Below are 16505 nucleotides of genomic sequence, written 5' to 3' on the forward strand. Positions count from 1 at the left end.
AACGGAAAGGAGAGATCATGCGAACCGCTGTTCACACACACCGCATCCTAACTTTCCACCGTCATCAGGATTCTGTGACATGGGCACTTTGCTTGCAGGCGGCACCGCTCGCCTGACCCTTTCGCGCCGTACCGGCACGAGCCACTATTTCATTACCAAAGGCGCCGCATCGGCTGCTTCCCTCGCGGGGGAGCTTCGTCGTGCGCGCTGATATGTTCAAGGTCATCGTCGAACGCCCGCGCTGCGGTTCGCGACATGTACCATCCGTCAAACTCAAGAGGAGCGATCCCGGCATCCATTTCGTCGGCCACAAGCGCCAGGTCAAAACCGAGGCACGCTATTACAAGGACCTCAATGAAAATTTCGCCCCGCTGATCCGCTTCCTGCGGAGCCGGCGCGGTCGCCGCTGGGACGATGTGTTCAGCGAAATCTGCGCCGGGCTCGACACCGGCAGCACGGTGAAGATGCACGTCCGCGCTCATCTCGACGATTTTATCGCCTCGCGCATCTCGATCGGACGCGACGGCGAATGGATGATGGACGGAGAGGTCCTGGGCCGCAAGGGTCGGTGGAGTTGGCGTCGCTGGCACTTCTTCGTCGATCCGACCGACGGCATCCTGCGCGACGCGGCCGAACTGGAACGCCGCCTGCCGCCCGCCAACCGCGCGGCGAAAGGCGGTGGACGATGAGCGATACTCCGTTCCACCTCGTCGGCGCCGACCCGCGCCTGTTCGATCCGGTCGCGCTCGACCAGCTCGAACGCACCGCCGCGCTGCCCGGCATCGCGCGGGTCGTCGGGCTTCCCGACCTCCACGCCGGACGCGGCATTGCGGTCGGCGCGGCCTATTGGTCGCCGACGCATATCTATCCGCACCTCGTCGGCGGCGACATCGGCTGCGGCATGGCGCTTTGGCAAACCGGAGGAGCCTTGCGCAAATTCCGCCCCGATGCCGCCGAGCGCAAGCTCCACGGCCTCGACGGCCCGTGGGACGGCGATGCGGCGGCGGTGCTTGCGGCTGCGGGCCTTCCCGCCGACCTCGCCGACGCCTCGCTCGGCACGATCGGCGGCGGCAATCATTTCGTCGAGTTGCAGCGGGTCGAGGAGGTGGTCGATGCCGAACGCTTCGCGGCGCTCGCCCTTCATCCCGACCGCGTCTGGATGATGGTGCACAGCGGCTCGCGCGGGCTCGGTCAGGCGATCCTCGACACCTGGACCGCGCGCGGCGCGCTGGCCGGGCTCGTCGCCGACAGCGAAGATGGCCGCGCCTATCTGGCCGATCATGACCGCGCGATGGGTTGGGCGGTCGTCAACCGCGACGTGATCGCCGCGCGCTTTCTCGCGGCGCTCGGTCTCGGCGGGCGGCGGCTGCTCGACATCTGCCACAACAGCGTCACGGCGCTGAGCGGCGGCTGGCTCCACCGCAAGGGGGCGGCTCCCGCCGATCGCGGGCTGGTCGCGATCCCCGGCTCGCGCGGCGACTTCAGCTATCTCGTCGAGCCGCTGGAGGGACGCGCCGACGAAGCTCTCCATTCGCTCGCGCATGGCGCCGGACGCAAATGGAGCCGCGGCGATGCCCGCGCGCGGCTGTCGGACCGCTTCAAGGTGGCCGAACTCGAACGCACCGCGCTCGGCAGCCGGGTGATCTGCGAGGATCGGCAATTGATCTTCGAGGAAGCGCCGCAGGCTTATAAGGATATCGCGCGCGTGATCGCCGACCTCGAACAGGCGGGCCTCGTCCGCGTCGTCGCGCGGCTCCGCCCGCTCATCAGCTACAAGGTGAGGCGCGCATGACCGAAATCATCCTCCACCTGTCGTCGGGAAGCGGCCCCGCCGAATGCCGCTGGGTCGTCGCCCGCCTCGCCCGCGCCTTCATCCGCGAGGCGCGGGGCTGCGATGTCGAATGCGAACCGCTGGAGGTGCCCGACGACGATCCGGCCTCGCTGCTGCTGCGCGTGTCGGGATCCGGCGCCGAATCCTTTGCGCAGCAACGGACGGGGACGATCCTGTGGACCGGGCAAAGCCCCTTCCGGCCAACGCACAAACGCAAGAACTGGTTCGTCGGCGTCGCGCCCGTCGGGCTGGCCGAAGAGACCGACGAAATCCGCGATGCCGACATCGACTATCAGGCAATGCGCGCGAGCGGTCCGGGCGGCCAGCATGTCAACAAGACCGACAGCGCGGTGCGCGCGACCCACCGCCCGACCGGCCTGGTCGCCGTATCCCAGGAGCAAAGGTCGCAGCACGCCAACCGCAAGGTCGCGCGGCTAAAGCTCGTACTGCTGCTCGCCGAACGGCGCGAAGCCGCTGCAGGCGATGCCCGGCGCGACGCATGGGACCGCAATCAGGGTCTCGAACGCGGCAATCCGGTGCGGACCTACGCCGGCGCGGATTTCCGCCTCAAGCGGTGATGACGGGCGGGTTTTTCGGCAACACCAGTCGCGCCGCCAGCCCGCCCAGCCCGCTCTCGCCCAGTTCGAGCGCGCCGCCCATCGCCTGCGCCGCCTTCGCCGCCGACGCCAGTCCCAGCCCGGCGCCCCCGGCGTCGCGCGCCCGCGCATCGTCGAGGCGCCGGAACGGCAATAGCGCCTCGGCGCGCTGACCCGGCGCGATGCCCGGCCCGTCGTCCTCGACCGCCACGACGAACCGGTCGGGCGCCGCCTCGGCGAGGATCAGCTCGATCCGCTCGCCGTGCCGCCGCGCATTGTCGATCAGGTTCGCGATGATCCGCTTGATCGCCAGCGGCCGCCCCATGACGAGCAGTTCGTCGGGGCCGCGATAGGCGATCGCGGCGCCCAGGTCGGCGGCGTTGTCGGCGGCGGTCGACACCAGCGCCGCGACGTCGATCAACCGCACCGCCTCGTCCTCGCCGCTGCGGACATAGGCGAGCGTCGATTCGATGAAATGCTCCATCTCGACGAGATCGGCGGCGATCGCGTCGCGTCCCTCGTCGTCATCGAGCAGCGAGGCGCGCAACCGAAGCCGCTGGATCGGGGTGCGCAAATCGTGCGACACCGCGACCAGCGCATGCGTATGGTCCTCCATCGCATCGAGCAGCCGGAGCTGCATCGCGGCAAAGGCGGTGGCGACGCGTCGCACCTCGGGCGGCCCCTCGACCGCCAGCACGCCGACTTGGCCCTGCCCCGTCGCGTCGGCGGCTTCGGCAAGGTTGCGCAAGGGGCGCACCAGCGCATGCACCATGATCAGCGCCAGACCGAGCACCGTCGCGATCAGCAACAGGTGCATCGCGATCACCGCCCCCGGCGACGGCGGCGCCCCCAGATAGGGGCTGATGCGAAAGGTGATATAACTCTGGTCGGCGAGTTGCAGCGCCCCGATCAGGTCGCGCTCGCCCGCCGCTTCCGACGGGATCAGCGTCAGCCTGAGCTCGCGCCCCGCGAGGCCCGGCGCCGCGCGGACGAGCCGCGCGCGCATCGTGCCGAGCTGCTCGAAGGACGCGCTGTAATCGGTGATGACGCTGCGCGGCACCCAGTTCAGCGACAGGCCCCTGGTGGCGAGACGGTGCATCGCACGCTCGCGCCGGTCCACCGGATTCGCCAGCGCCGTTCGTTCGGCCTCGACCAGCTGCGCTGCGATCCGCTCGACCTGTTCGACCGGAAGCAGTTCGCGTTCCTGCCAGCGATGCAGCGCGACATTGCCGACGAGCTCGAGAACGACCGCGCAGATGAGCACCAGCGCGATGCGCGCGACCATGCCCAGCGGACGGCGGCCCATGGTCAGGCGACGCTGACGTCGGCGGCGAACATATATCCGACGCCGCGGATGGTGCGGATCAGCGGGCGCGTCTTGCGCCCGTCGCCCAGCTTGCGGCGCAGCCGGCTGATCAGCACGTCGATGCTGCGGTCGGTCGGGGTCGCGATCCGGCTGCGCGCCAGTTCGAGCAACCGCTCGCGCCCGATCATCCGCTGCGGATAGCGCAGCAGCGCGAGCAGCAGTTCATGCTCGGCGGCGGTCAGGTCGACCTCGGCCCCCGACGGCGCGATCAGTTCGCGGCGGCGCCCATGATAGGACCAGCCGGCGAAGTCGAAACGCTCGGGCGCCGGAATGTCGAGCGGGACATGCGTGTCCGCCGCGCGCCGCAACACCGCGCGCACCCGCGCCAGCACCTCGGGCCGCCCGAACGGCTTGGCGATATAATCGTCGGCGCCGAGGTCGAGCCCGGTCACCCGGTCGCTTTCCTGACCGCGCGCGCTGATCATGATGATCGGCACCCCGCTGCGCGCGCGGATCATCCGGCACAGATCGAGCCCGCTCGCCCCCGGCAGCATGATGTCGAGCAGCACCAGGTCGACCTGCCGCTCGGCGAGCGCGGTTTCCAGTTCGCCGCCGTCGGCGGCGCCGGTGACGTCATAGCCGCATTCGCGCAGGATCCGCGACAACAGCGTCCGCACCCCGGCATCGTCGTCGACGACGACGATATGCTGCGGGATCGCCGGGGCCTGTGGAGCCTGCAGGGTTCCAGGCCGGTCGATGATTGCCAATTGTGACAAAGTGTTGCTCCTGCGCCCGGCGGGCGTCTTCGCGATTGACCCAGGGCCCCGTCCGCACCAGTTCGCCCCCCGAATGTCAATGATAATCATTCGCATTATCGGGGGTAACCATGAACACGCCTTTCTTCGCTCCTTCGTCCAGCGCCAGCCTCGTCGCGATCGCCGCCCTTCTCGCCATGCCCGCCGCAGCGTTCGCCGAAGAGGGCGAAGCGCCGGGCGGCGATATCGTGGTCACCGCCACGGGCTATGAGCAGAAGATCACCGATGCGCCGGCCAGCATCACCGTGGTGACCGCGGACGAATTGCGCCAGCGCCCCTATATCACCCTGATCGACGCGGTCCGCGATATCGAGGGCGTCGACGTCGGCGAAACCTCCGACAAGACCGGCCAGCGCACGATCAGCATCCGCGGCATGGGGTCGGACTATACGCTGATCCTGATCGACGGCCGCCGCCAGAACAACCATGGCGACATTTATCCCAACAGCTTCGGCGGCAACCAGTTCAACCACATCCCACCGCTCGACACGATCGAGCGGATCGAGGTCATCCGCGGCCCCGCCTCGACGCTCTATGGCGCCGACGCGCTCGGCGGCGTCATCAACATCATCACCAAGAAGGTGCTCGACCGCTGGACCGGCTCGGCGACCTTTGGCCGCAGCATCCAGGAAGACACCGACTTCGGCGACGACATGACCTTCGACGCCGCGCTCAGCGGCCCGATCGTTCCCGGCATCATCGGGATGAAATTGCGCGGTTCCTATTACAAGCGCTACCCGTCGGAGCCCGATTTCGCGCCCGTCGTCGATCCCGCCGGCGTGTCGCACGTCCGCGGCCTCGGCTTCGGCGGCGGCGGCAAGACGGTCAGCAACACCAACCGCGCCTATGGCGGCTCGCTGACCTTCACCCCCTCGCCCGATCACAGTTTCATCTTCGACATCGACTATTCGAAACAGGTCTATGACAACACGCCGATCGTCGATCCCGACACCGGGGTGATCACCTATCCGCTCGGCACCCTCGACGGCATCGAGAGCATCTGGCGCGCCACCGGCGGCGTCGTCCAGCCGCGCGTCGGCTATACCCAGGAACAGGTGTTCGACCGCCTGTCATGGGCCGGCACCTATAATGGCGACTTCGGCTTCGCGCGTGCCTTCCTGTCGTTCGCCTATATCGAGACGAACAACAAGGGCCGCACCATGCCCTTCTCGGTCGCCGAACGGCTGCTGTTGCAACAGATGTTCAGCGGCACCGGTCCCTATGCGGGCATGCCCACCGCCGAACGCCGCGCGCTCGCCGAACGCACCTTTCTGCCGCGCCCGATCCGCACCCTCGAAAGCGCGCAATATACCGTCGACGGCCGCATCGACATCCCGGTCGAAAATCTCGCCGGGCGGCATAATTTCGTGATTGGCGGCCAATATATCGACGGCACGCTCGACGACGGCGTCTTCGGGCTCGAAGCTGCCGTCGGCGGGGTCGAGGCGGTGCAGGACCACCGCATCTGGTCGCTGTTCGCCGAGGACAATTGGACCCCCTTCGAAGGCTTCAGCATCACCGGCGGCGTCCGCTACGACAATCACAATCTGTTCGGCGGCCGCTTCAGCCCGCGCCTCTACGCCAATTACACGATCAGCCCGACGCTGACGGTCAAGGGCGGGGTGAGCACCGGCTACAAGACTCCCAAAACCACCGACCTTTACGACGGCATCCGCGGTTTCGGCGGCCAGGGCACCAGCCCCTTCATCGGCAACCCCGACCTCAAGCCCGAAACCAGCGTCAACAGCGAGATCGCGCTCTACTGGAACCCGTCGGCGGCGAGCGGCCTCAACGTCACGCTGTTCCACAACAAGTTCAAGGACAAGATCGACACGACGATCGTCGAGCCGTGCGCGCTCACCAATTTCGTGCGTCCCTGCGCCAATCTCGGCGATTATTGGGAAGTGCTCGGACTCGGCCGGACGATCAGCATTCCGTTCAACGTCGACAAGGCGCGGATCAAGGGCGCCGAGGTCGCGGGCCGCTATGAAATCTTCGCCGGCCTGTCGATCCGCGCCAACTACACCTACACCGACAGCAAGCAGCAGACCGGGGCATCGGCGGGCCAGCCGCTGACCCAGTCGGCGAAGCATATGGCCAATGCGACACTCGACTGGCAGCCGCTCGACGGCCTGTCGGCGCAGCTGTCGACCGAGCATCGCTCGCGCCGCTATCGCGGCGTCGCGACCAACGGCGATCATCTCTATTACAGCAGCTACACCGTGCTGAACTTCGGCGCGCAATATCGCCTGAACGATCATCTGACGATCAGCGGCCGGGTCAACAACCTGCTCGACCGCGACTTCCGCGCCTATGACGTCGATTTCGGCGATCCGGTCGGCGGCGCCTACACCCCGACCTACATCGATCACTATAACAACAAGGACAAGGCGCGCAGCTATTGGGTCAGCGTCAACGCGCGCTTCTGACCCGTTCGCCGCGGCGGCGAAGGCCGACTGTCGACGCGGCGAAAGCCGATTGCCACCCCGGCGAAAGCCGATTGCCGGACTCGCGCTCGTGTGAAATGAAGCCCCTTCGGGAGAGGGAGCCCTTCATTGAGCGAAACCATCAGCACGACCGGCGGCGACCGGCGCCTCTGGGCCTTTGTCCTCGGCGTCGCCGCCGTCACCATCGGCGTCCTTCTCCACCTGCCGATGTTCTGGATGGGCCGCGACATGGGGTTCCGCATGGTCGGCATGCCGATGGACAGCGGCATGATCGCGGGCATGTATCTGATCGTCGCCGGGATCGCCGTCGCCGCCTATGGCCTGTTGCCGCGAAACCTGTCGCAACAGATCGCGGCGTCGAGCCGGATCGCGGTCTCGGCGCCCGAGGACGCGCCGCTGTCGTGGGCGCATTGGCGGCTGATGGGGGTGCTCGTCATCGCGCTCGTCATCGACATCATGAAACCCGCCAGCCTAGGCTTCACCATTCCCGGAATGATCGACGAATATGGCGTGCCACGCGCGACGGTGTCGCTGGTGCCGTTCGTCGCGCTGGTCGGCACCGTGCTCGGCTCGTTCGTCTGGGGCTGGGTCGCCGACATCTATGGCCGCAAGGCGTCGATCTTGCTGTCGGCAGTGATGTTCGTCGGCACCTCGATCTGCGGCGCGATGCCCTCGCTCGCGTGGAATATCGGCATGTGTTTCATGATGGGCGCTGCGGCGGGCGGCATGCTGCCCGTCACCTATGCGCTGCTCGCCGAAATGATGCCGAGCCGCCATCGCGGCTGGAGCCTCGTCCTCGTCGGCGGATTGGGCGCGGTCGGCGGCTATGCCGCGGCCAGCCTGATCGCCGCCTGGCTCGAACCGATCTACAGCTGGCGCATCCTGTGGCTCGCCAACCTGCCGAGCGGGTTGATGCTCGTGGTCCTCGGCACCTTCATCCCCGAATCGGCAAAGTTCCTGATGGCGCGCGGCCGCCGCGCCGAGGCGCAAAAGGTGATGACGCAATTCGGGTCGACGATGCATCGTATCGTCCCCGACGAGCCCGCCGCGCCGCGCGGGCCGACCTCGGCGCCGATCGGCCGCGCCTTTGTCGGCAAGCTCGCGGCGCTCAGCCTGACCGCGATCGGCTGGGGCCTCGTCAATTTCGGGCTGCTGCTGTGGCTCCCCGTCGAACTGATCGCGCGCGGCTACAGCATGGAGGTGTCGAGCCGGCTGCTCGCCGCCTCGGCGCTGATCGCGCTGCCGACCGTCTTCCTCGTCGCATGGATCTACAGCGCGTGGAGCGCGAAGAAATCGCTGCTCGCCGCGATCGCCGTCTCGCTGCTCGGCCTCGCCGGGGTGTTGTGGCTGGCGCTCAGCGACCATGCCTCGCCCGTGCTTCCCGTCGCGCTGCTGATCATCGGCAGCAACGGCATCATCGCGATGCTGCTGCCCTATGCCGCCGAAAGCTTCCCGCTGCGCATCCGTGGCCGCACCACGGGCTGGGTCGCGGCGTGCAGCAAGGCGGGCGGCGTGCTGGCACAGGCGCTCGCGATCCTCGCGATCGTGCCCACCCTCGCCGCCAGCGCGCTGATGATCGCGGTGCCGATGGCGCTGTCGCTCCTGCTGGTCTGGCGCTTCGGCCGCGAGACGCGCGGCGCCGACCTGCGCGACCTCGACCCCGAGGGGCATGTCTTCGACAAATCGGGGTTTTAGCGGCGCCTCAGGACAGGATCGCACCGACGACGCGGTGGCGCACGGCATCCCATTCGTCGAAGCGCCAGAACCCGGGGCTGTCGCGCCCGACGACATGCGGCGCGCGCCCCGACGGGGCAAAGCTGCGATCGGCGGGTTCGACCTCGGTCAGCGTGTCGCAATCGAAGAATATCCGCACGATCATCGCCTCGCCGCTCGCGCCGCCGCTGCCCATGACGATGCCGAGGTGCCCGTCGGACACCCGCACCAGCGTGCCGACCGGCCAGATGCCCAGGCTGTCGGCGAAACGATCGAGCAGGTCCGGGTCGAAATGCCCGGTCCAGCCCCGCATCGCGGTCAGCGCCTCGCACGGCGTCCACGCCGCCTTGTACGGCCGGTCCGACGTCACCGCGTCGTAAACGTCGCAGATCGCCCCCATCCGCGCGTGGAGCGACAGCGCGTCGCCGCCCAGCCGGTCGGGATAGCCGGTGCCGTCGATCTTCTCATGATGGTGCAGCGCGACCTCCAGTGCCGCCGCCGGGATATCCGCCGACTGCGCCAGCAGCGCGTGTCCGGCGACCGGATGATGCTCGACCATCGCGCGCTCGCGGGCGTCGAGCGAGCCGGGCTTGAGCAGCACAGCGTCCGAAATCGCGACCTTGCCGACATCGTGGAGCAGCCCCGCGACCCCCAGCTGCTGCACCTCCTCCTCGTCGAGTTTCAGGTGGCGCGCAAAATTGATCATCAGCGCGCACACCGCGACCGAGTGGAGATAGGTATATTCATCCTTCTGCTTGAGCCGCACGAGGCCCAGCAGCGCGCGCGAATGGCGCTCGATCGAATCGCCGATCGAGCGCGCCAGCGGCGCCAGCTTCGCGACCTCGACCGCGCGCCCCAGCCGCGCGCTCTCGAACATGTCGACGACCGCCTGCTTCGACTTGCCGATCACCCGCTCGGCGCGGCGCCGTTCCTGCGCATAGCTGGCGGGGCGCGTCTGGCGGATGTGCTGCGATGCTGCCGCGATCGCCCGCGCCGCTGGCCAGACGCTGCGCCGCTCGGGACCGAGCAGCGGAATGTCACGCACGCGCCGCTCGGGAAGCGCGGCATCGGGCGTGCCGTCCGCCGCCATGCGGCTCCGGCTGCGATCGATCACCAGCGCATCGACCCCCGACGCCCGGATCCGCTCGAGCTGTTCGGCGGTCTCGACCAGAAACCGGCTGCGCCAGAAGGGGTGATCGATCCACCGCCCTTCAAAGGCGTGGATGAACATCCCGATCTGGACTTCCCCCGGATTGACGCGAAACAACATGCGATCGCTGGTCCTTGATACGCGCGACCGAAGGCCGCCTACGGCATTTACGACGAACAAAACGCTGATTTAAAATCATTTCGTCGCAAATATCGTCAACGACTTGCCAGAAACGCGCCAGACACGACCATCGGCGTCCGCGAAGCCCATGCGCCTTCATCTGGCGTCTAATTGCGCAGCGACAAATATTGGCGCTTTGCGAGCGGGATTTCCAAGCTACAACTGGATCGAATGGCCTGAGGGGGTAATAATGGCTGCGGAATTTCCGAATCACAAGCTCAGCATGACGCGACTTTCGTGGGCCTGCCTTGTGTTTTTTGTGGTCTATGTCGGCATCCATTTCATCCTCAACGTAACGGCGCAAGGCACAGCCCCGCCGCCGTCCTTCTGCGCTCTTCTGGAACAATATGCTTCGATCATCTTCAGCAAGAAGATGATGGTCAATCTTGCCGGTCCCATTACCATCAGCATATGCTCTTCCCTGCTGCTCTTTTCTTTCGGAACCTTTCTGATCCACGGGATCGAGCATATCTCCGTTTCCGAACCAAGCGCGTTCATCCGGGCTTTCATGATTTTCATTTACGGGCAGGTCGCGGTCCAGATAACCGGTCATATGGAGATATATATTCTGAACAGCAGTAGCGACCTGTCGGGAATACCTTGGTATGGCTATCTGGCGGTTGCGCCTTCCTACCCGATCGCCTTTTTCTTTCTCTTTCTTCTCGAAAATTACTCGGCACGCGTGTTTAGCGCGCTGAAGCATCAGCTTCCCGCTTCCGAACTGCCCCACGCCTCCAACGCCCGGCATTTCGCGTTGATCACGGTGATCTCCATCGCGATCCTGGTCCTCAAACCACTGGTATTGCTGGTCAGCGGGACGGAATCGAAATTCGGCGTCACGCTCGTCACGCTGTTATTGGAACTGGCACTCGTTGTTTACGTCGTCGGCCGGGCCGCGGCACAATCCCATCGAAAGGCTGCGGCATGAAAATCATGTCCTTGACGCCCCAGTCGGGGCCGTTCGAAACCCAAAGCTTTGCCTTTTGCCCTGGAATCAACGTCATTCGCGGACAAAATGGTATCGGCAAGACCATGATCCTCGAATATGCGTCTCTGCTCGGCCATTTGTCGGCGCTTGAGATCAAATCTCCGCTCGATGCCGGAGACCTGTTGATGCAGGTCAAGCTGTCCGCAAAGGATGTTGAGTTTCTCGACGGCCTCGATCGATTGACGGATCGGGGTGAGGCCGCTTCGGCCTTCCACGACGCGCTGGCTTCGATTTCGGCGAACCTGCCCGGCCTCAAGCTGGCGTGGAAGGCGATCAAGGACAGCAAAGCATCGACCGGCCCGTTCGAAATCCGTTTCACCTTTTCGAACCGCGAGCACGGTGTACTCAAGGAAATGTTGGCGGACGAAGCCAGGCTGAATGCCGGCGTATCGCTTTCGGGTGACGCCAACCAATTACTCGTCCTGCGCGCACTCAACCTCTGGTCGCGTCCGCGCGCGCACGACAAGGGCTATCTGCCGACGCCGCGATTCATTCAGGACAATGGTCGATCGCCGGATTGGGCAAGCCCGGCGACATCTTTTTACGTCAATACCGACATGTACGACTTCGGAATCGGCCTCGACATCCGCGAAAGCCCCAAGGATCTGAAGAAGAACATGACCGAGGTGTTTCTCGAACGCCTCCAACTCGTTCAATGCGAGCCGTCAAAAATCTCTATCAAACGGCGAGTTGCCGCGGCCTACACGATCAACGAAGGACGGCCGTTGCTGTGCGATATGGCGCTGAAGTCGGAATATGATACGACGGGGGAGGTCAAACGGATCGGCGCCTGGTCGCGGGTGTTTCGCGATCCTAATGGCATTGCCGGGTCGGAGCGCGAAGATCAGGGGGGCCGGGGATATAAGTCCGGGAAGGTGTTTCGCCGTTCGGACACGGCCGCCAGCGGCGGCGACATCGATCATGACTTCCGTTGGGCCTTCCATATCGGCGACAGGCAGGATGTTGCCGAATTCGTCAGTTCGGGAGAAAATCAGGCACTCTTCATCCTGTCGGTTCTTCATGGCCTCGCCAAGCAGGGTTCCTGCATGATCTTCGACGAACCCGAACTGCACCTGACCTTCGGTGCCGGCACCTCGCTGATGGACGAAATATTCGATCATGCGAACCGGGCGCAGGCGCAAGCGATCATCGTGACCCACCTTCCCCATCTCCACCGCGATCGCGTCGAAGATGGACTGGAAACCGGCTTCGATGACGAAGCAGCCTTCGATTATGACAAGGTGCACATGATCTTCCTCCGCCGGGGCGGCGATCTGATCATTCACGCGGGCCTTGACGCTGTGAACGAAGCGGCGCGCTCCTCCCATTATGATGTGATGCGACTGGTCAGCGGACTGAGGCTCCGCGAGCCGGTACCCTCGCTCCCGAAATGGCTCGAGAATTGGCTTAGGATCATGACGGTGCCCGCGCTACGCCGCCTCTCCATCCCGGCGGCGAAGGAGGATGCAACCAGACCTTGAACGAGATCGCGCCGGCTTTTTCCTATCTGATGGCATCCGGCCTGCTCGGTGCAGGCATTGCGGTCGATGTCGCGATGGCGACGCTTGCCATGGGGCGCTGGCTGATCGATCGCGACAATGCGCGCTATTGGGTGCGCGCGGTGACGGCGACCCACATCGTCTTTCCCATGATCGGCTATTATGGCTTCGCATGGGCATATCATGACCTCCCTGCGGTCCGCGCGGTCCTGGGGGTATTGGCACTGCTTCTGGTGGCATGGTTTCTCTTCGGACAGTTCCGGTCGTGGATAAACGCGGACCATGCGGCGGCGGCCGATCAGACAATCAGCTTTGTCGCCATACTCGCCGTATCCTGGGACGCACTGTGGTCGGGGCCTGCCAAATCCGCCCAGGCGATCGCCTGGTCGACCGAAGCGATCCTCTTCTCCTTCGTTATCGCCGGTGCCGTCGTCGGCGCTGTCGCGATCGCGGCGACGCGCTTTGCGGCACATCTCTATCCCAGCCTGGTCGACGAGGCGACACGCAAGCGACAAGCGCGCCGGGACTTCGTCGCGCTATGGATCGAATTTTCGGTCATCGCCTATTTCGGCGTGCTCGCCTTCGCCCGTTATGTCGCGCTCTCGCCGATAACATGGCCGATATTGCTCGCGATCGTCGCTGCGGCGAGCTTGCTTTTGTTCCTGCCCTTTCGCGACAGGATTCTCCGCGTCCGAAGTCTGATCTATCAGCCGCACCTCGGCGAGGATCCGGGTGGGCGACGCATCGACCAACCGGACATTCCCCTCTAATCCCCCGCAAAATCGAACGCCGACACCCCCCGCTCGCCATCCCTGAACCGCAGCGGCCGCCCCAGCGGCGGCATCGAGCGTTGCACGCATCCGGTGCGCGTGCAGCGGCGGCACCCGAGACCGATCGGCGTCGCCCGCCCGCGCATCAGGTCGATGCCGCGCGCCGCGATCAACGGCGCGGCGACCTTCGCATCGACCCCGACGCACACCGCGAAGCGCGCCGGCGTCCCGCTCCCGCTAGCCCCCGGCGCCGCGACCGAACGGCTTTGGGTGAACCAGCGGCTGCCATCCTCGAGTTCGACCAGATCGGCGATCACTTCGCCCGGCCGCGCGAAGGCCTCATGCACCCCCCACAAGGGGCAGCGCGCGTCGCCGTCGACCAGCGGCGACTGGCTCGCCCCGGCATAGCGCTTGCTCCCCTGCCCCGCGCGGTCGACGCGCAGCATAAAGAAGGGCAGCCCGCGCGCGCCGACGCGCTGCAAGGTCGTCAGCCGGTGCGCGACCTGCTCATAGCCCGCGCCAAAACGCCGCTGGAGCAGCAGCAGGTCGTACCCCGTCGCATCGCACGCGCGTAAAAACCGGCTGTACGGCATCATCAGCGCCGCCGCGAAATAATGCACCAGATGCCGCTCGAACAGGCGCGCCGCCGCGGGCTCGGCGAACTCCGCCCCCGCGACCAGTCCAGCGATCTCGCCCTTCGCCTCGACCTGCGCCAGCGTCGCCGCCGCCTGGAAGGTCCGAGACGCGGGGCGCAGCAGCTCGCTCAGCATCAATTGCCGCGCGTGCCAGTCGAGCCAGCGCAGCCGGTCGGGCATCACGTCGCTCGGCAGGATGCGGATGCCGAGCTGGTGCCGCGTGCGCAGCCGCTCCGATATCGTGCCATAGAGGTCGCCGCCCGCCAGCCGCAGCTCGTCGGCCAGTTCCTCGGCCTTCGCATCGAGGTCGGCGAAATGGTTGCGCCATTTCTCGATCGCGCGCCGCACCGCGCCGACCTCGGGCGCCTCCTCTTGCGCCTCGCCGCGCGGCTCGGGCGCCGCATCGAACAGCCGCGCAAAGGCCGCCGCGGTCGCGGGCGCCGCCTGCAACCATTCCTCGACCTCCTGCGCCGCAATCCCCAGGTCGGCGAAGCGCGGATCGGACAACCGCCGCCGCAGCCCCGCGAGCCCGCCGGGCACGTCCTCGCCGCCCAGCTTCGCCGCGTCGAAATCGAAACGCTCGGCCAGCCGCACGATCACGGTCGCGCTCAGCGGCCGCTGGCCATGCTCGATCAGGTTGAGGTAGCTCGGCGAGATGTCGAGCGCCTCGGCCATCGCCGCCTGCGTCATCCCCGCGTCGCGCCGCGCCCGCCGCACCGCCGCCCCTGCAAACACCCGCCGCTCGGCCATGAATGTAACTTTCTTTACTGATTTACACGCACACTACCACCAAACCGCCATATTTCACAAAACTTATTGACAAAGCTTTTCACTTTTGGCGCCCGTGGCGGCACATCTTGCCCATCACCCGGCCGCTCTCCCCGACTGGCCGCACCGAAAGGACGATATCATGGGCTATCAGGAAGACATGGCGCAGGCAGGCCGCCTCATCCGCGATTATGACGGCACCTGGGACGGCATCAGCGGCGAGAGCATCGCCCGCATGCGCGCCCAGAACAAGTTCAAGACCGGCCTCGACGTCGCCCGCTACACCGCGCGCATCATGCGCGCCGACATGGCCGCCTATGACGCCGATCCCGCGAACTACACCCAGTCGCTCGGCTGCTGGCACGGCTTCATCGCGCAGCAGAAGATGATCTCGATCAAGAAGCATTTCGGCACCGTCAAGGGCCGCTACATCTATCTCTCGGGCTGGATGATCGCCGCGCTGCGCAGCGAATTCGGCCCCCTGCCCGACCAGTCGATGCACGAAAAGACCAGTGTTCCGGCGCTGATCGAGGAAATCTACACCTTCCTGCGTCAGGCCGACGCCCGCGAGCTCGGCGGCCTGTTCCGCGATCTCGACGCCGCGCGCGCCGAGGGCGACGAGCTCAAGGCGAAGCAGATCCAGGCCGCGATCGACAATCACGAAACGCATGTCGTGCCGATCATCGCCGACATCGACGCCGGCTTCGGCAACGCCGAGGCGACCTATCTGCTCGCCAAGAAGATGATCGAGGCCGGCGCCTGCGCGCTCCAGATCGAAAACCAGGTCTCGGACGAAAAACAGTGCGGCCATCAGGACGGCAAGGTCACCGTTCCGCACGAGGATTTCATCGCGAAGATCCGCGCCTGCCGCTATGCCTTCATGGAACTGGGCGTCGAGGACGGCATCATCGTCACCCGCACCGACAGCCTCGGCGCGGGCCTGACCAAGCAGATCGCCTTCTCGAAGGAAGCCGGCGACCTTGGCGACCAGTATAACAGCTTCCTCGATTGCGAAGAGGTCACCGGCGCGGGCAATCCCGGCGACGTGCTGATCAACCGCGACGGCAAGCTGATGCGCCCGAAGCGCCTGCCCTCGAACCTTTACCAGTTCCGCCCCGGAACCGGCGAGGACCGCTGCGTCATGGATTGCATCGCCAGCCTTCAGAACGGCGCCGACCTGCTGTGGATCGAGACCGAAAAGCCGCATATCGAACAGATCGCGGGCATGGTCGACCGCATCCGCGAAGTCGTCCCCAATGCGAAGCTCGCGTACAATAATTCGCCGAGCTTCAACTGGACGCTGAACTTCCGCCAGCAGGTGTTCGACGCGTGGGAGAAGGACGGCAAGGACGTCGGCGCCTATGACCGCGCCCGGCTGATGAGCGTCGATTATGACGGCACCGAACTCGGCGACGAAGCCGACAACCGCATCCGCTCCTTCCAGCGCGATTCGGCGAAGCGGGCGGGTATCTTCCACCACCTGATCACCCTGCCGACCTATCACACGGCCGCTTTGTCCACGGACAATCTCGCCAAGGAATATTTCGGCGACGAAGCGATGCTGGGTTACGTGAAGGGCGTCCAGCGCGCCGAAATCCGCCAGGGCATCGCCTGCGTCAAGCACCAGAATATGAGCGGTAGCGACATCGGCGACGACCATAAGGAATATTTCGCCGGCGAAGCGGCGCTCAAGGCCGCGGGCAAGGACAATACCATGAACCAGTTCGCCGCGTAAATCGCGTCACCAGTTCGGCGCGGGGCGTTCCCCGGCCCGCGCCCACCGAGCTTTCCTGGGGAGGAAAGCCTG

At 65.8% G+C, this 16505-nt stretch carries 13 protein-coding genes; 9 read left to right on the forward strand and 4 right to left on the reverse strand.

Annotated elements, in window-relative coordinates; genetic code table 11:
- The first annotated feature begins 200 nt into the window (after positions 1 to 200).
- From EEB18_RS00180 to prfH, 3 genes are read left to right on the forward strand one after another with little or no spacing between them, the layout of a single operon-like run.
- A complete protein-coding gene (locus EEB18_RS00180; protein ID WP_187139714.1) occupies positions 201 to 689 on the forward strand; it encodes a hypothetical protein in 489 nt (162 codons plus the stop codon).
- Entirely contained in the window at positions 686 to 1792 is a 1107-nt protein-coding gene (locus tag EEB18_RS00185; RefSeq protein ID WP_187139713.1) for an RNA ligase RtcB family protein, read from the forward strand. The genes EEB18_RS00180 and EEB18_RS00185 overlap by 4 nt, the downstream gene beginning before the upstream one ends.
- The gene (gene prfH, locus EEB18_RS00190; RefSeq protein ID WP_187139712.1) at positions 1789 to 2409 is read left to right on the forward strand and encodes a peptide chain release factor H; all 621 of its coding nucleotides are present in this window, start codon (positions 1789 to 1791) and stop codon (positions 2407 to 2409) included. The genes EEB18_RS00185 and prfH overlap by 4 nt, the downstream gene beginning before the upstream one ends.
- On the opposite strand, the gene EEB18_RS00195 is transcribed toward prfH, so the two are convergent.
- Together EEB18_RS00195 and EEB18_RS00200 are read right to left on the reverse strand one after the other, a co-directional pair.
- Positions 2399 to 3733: an ATP-binding protein gene (locus tag EEB18_RS00195; protein WP_187139711.1), complete on the reverse strand. Its 1335-nt coding sequence runs from the start codon at positions 3731 to 3733 to the stop codon at positions 2399 to 2401. The two genes, prfH and EEB18_RS00195, sit on opposite strands and share 11 nt — an antisense overlap.
- Positions 3734 to 3735: 2 nt before the next feature.
- Complete coding sequence (locus tag EEB18_RS00200; protein WP_410468143.1) at positions 3736 to 4473, reverse strand: response regulator transcription factor; 738 nt, start codon at positions 4471 to 4473, stop codon at positions 3736 to 3738.
- 146 nt (positions 4474 to 4619) lie between these two features.
- Between EEB18_RS00200 and EEB18_RS00205 the strand changes: the two genes are divergently transcribed.
- Both EEB18_RS00205 and EEB18_RS00210 read left to right on the forward strand, forming a co-directional pair.
- Positions 4620 to 6977: a TonB-dependent receptor domain-containing protein gene (locus tag EEB18_RS00205; RefSeq protein WP_187139709.1), complete on the forward strand. Its 2358-nt coding sequence runs from the start codon at positions 4620 to 4622 to the stop codon at positions 6975 to 6977.
- A 126-nt stretch (positions 6978 to 7103) separates the two neighbouring features.
- The gene (locus tag EEB18_RS00210; protein ID WP_262408046.1) at positions 7104 to 8690 is read left to right on the forward strand and encodes an MFS transporter; all 1587 of its coding nucleotides are present in this window, start codon (positions 7104 to 7106) and stop codon (positions 8688 to 8690) included.
- A gap of 7 nt (positions 8691 to 8697) precedes the next feature.
- On the opposite strand, the gene EEB18_RS00215 is transcribed toward EEB18_RS00210, so the two are convergent.
- Positions 8698 to 9978: an HD-GYP domain-containing protein gene (locus EEB18_RS00215; protein WP_187139708.1), complete on the reverse strand. Its 1281-nt coding sequence runs from the start codon at positions 9976 to 9978 to the stop codon at positions 8698 to 8700.
- A gap of 250 nt (positions 9979 to 10228) precedes the next feature.
- Between EEB18_RS00215 and EEB18_RS00220 the strand changes: the two genes are divergently transcribed.
- From EEB18_RS00220 to EEB18_RS00230, 3 genes are read left to right on the forward strand one after another with little or no spacing between them, the layout of a single operon-like run.
- Positions 10229 to 10966, forward strand: coding sequence for a hypothetical protein (locus tag EEB18_RS00220; protein WP_187139707.1), 738 nt, complete (start codon positions 10229 to 10231; stop codon positions 10964 to 10966).
- On the forward strand, positions 10963 to 12507 hold the full coding sequence (locus tag EEB18_RS00225; RefSeq protein ID WP_187139706.1) for an ATP-binding protein: 1545 nt from the start codon (positions 10963 to 10965) through the stop codon (positions 12505 to 12507). Before EEB18_RS00220 ends, EEB18_RS00225 begins: the two co-directional genes overlap by 4 nt.
- Complete coding sequence (locus EEB18_RS00230; protein ID WP_187139705.1) at positions 12504 to 13295, forward strand: hypothetical protein; 792 nt, start codon at positions 12504 to 12506, stop codon at positions 13293 to 13295. Before EEB18_RS00225 ends, EEB18_RS00230 begins: the two co-directional genes overlap by 4 nt.
- Here EEB18_RS00230 and EEB18_RS00235 read toward each other — a convergent pair.
- A complete protein-coding gene (locus tag EEB18_RS00235; protein WP_187139704.1) occupies positions 13292 to 14680 on the reverse strand; it encodes a short-chain fatty acyl-CoA regulator family protein in 1389 nt (462 codons plus the stop codon). The two genes, EEB18_RS00230 and EEB18_RS00235, sit on opposite strands and share 4 nt — an antisense overlap.
- A 160-nt stretch (positions 14681 to 14840) precedes the next feature.
- Here EEB18_RS00235 and EEB18_RS00240 point away from each other — a divergent pair, with 160 nt between their 5' ends.
- Complete coding sequence (locus EEB18_RS00240) at positions 14841 to 16433, forward strand: isocitrate lyase (protein WP_187139703.1); 1593 nt, start codon at positions 14841 to 14843, stop codon at positions 16431 to 16433.
- The last annotated feature ends 72 nt before the right edge of the window (positions 16434 to 16505 follow it).

This window comes from Sphingopyxis sp. OPL5 (assembly GCF_003797775.2).
Taxonomy (GTDB): Bacteria; Pseudomonadota; Alphaproteobacteria; order Sphingomonadales; family Sphingomonadaceae; genus Sphingopyxis.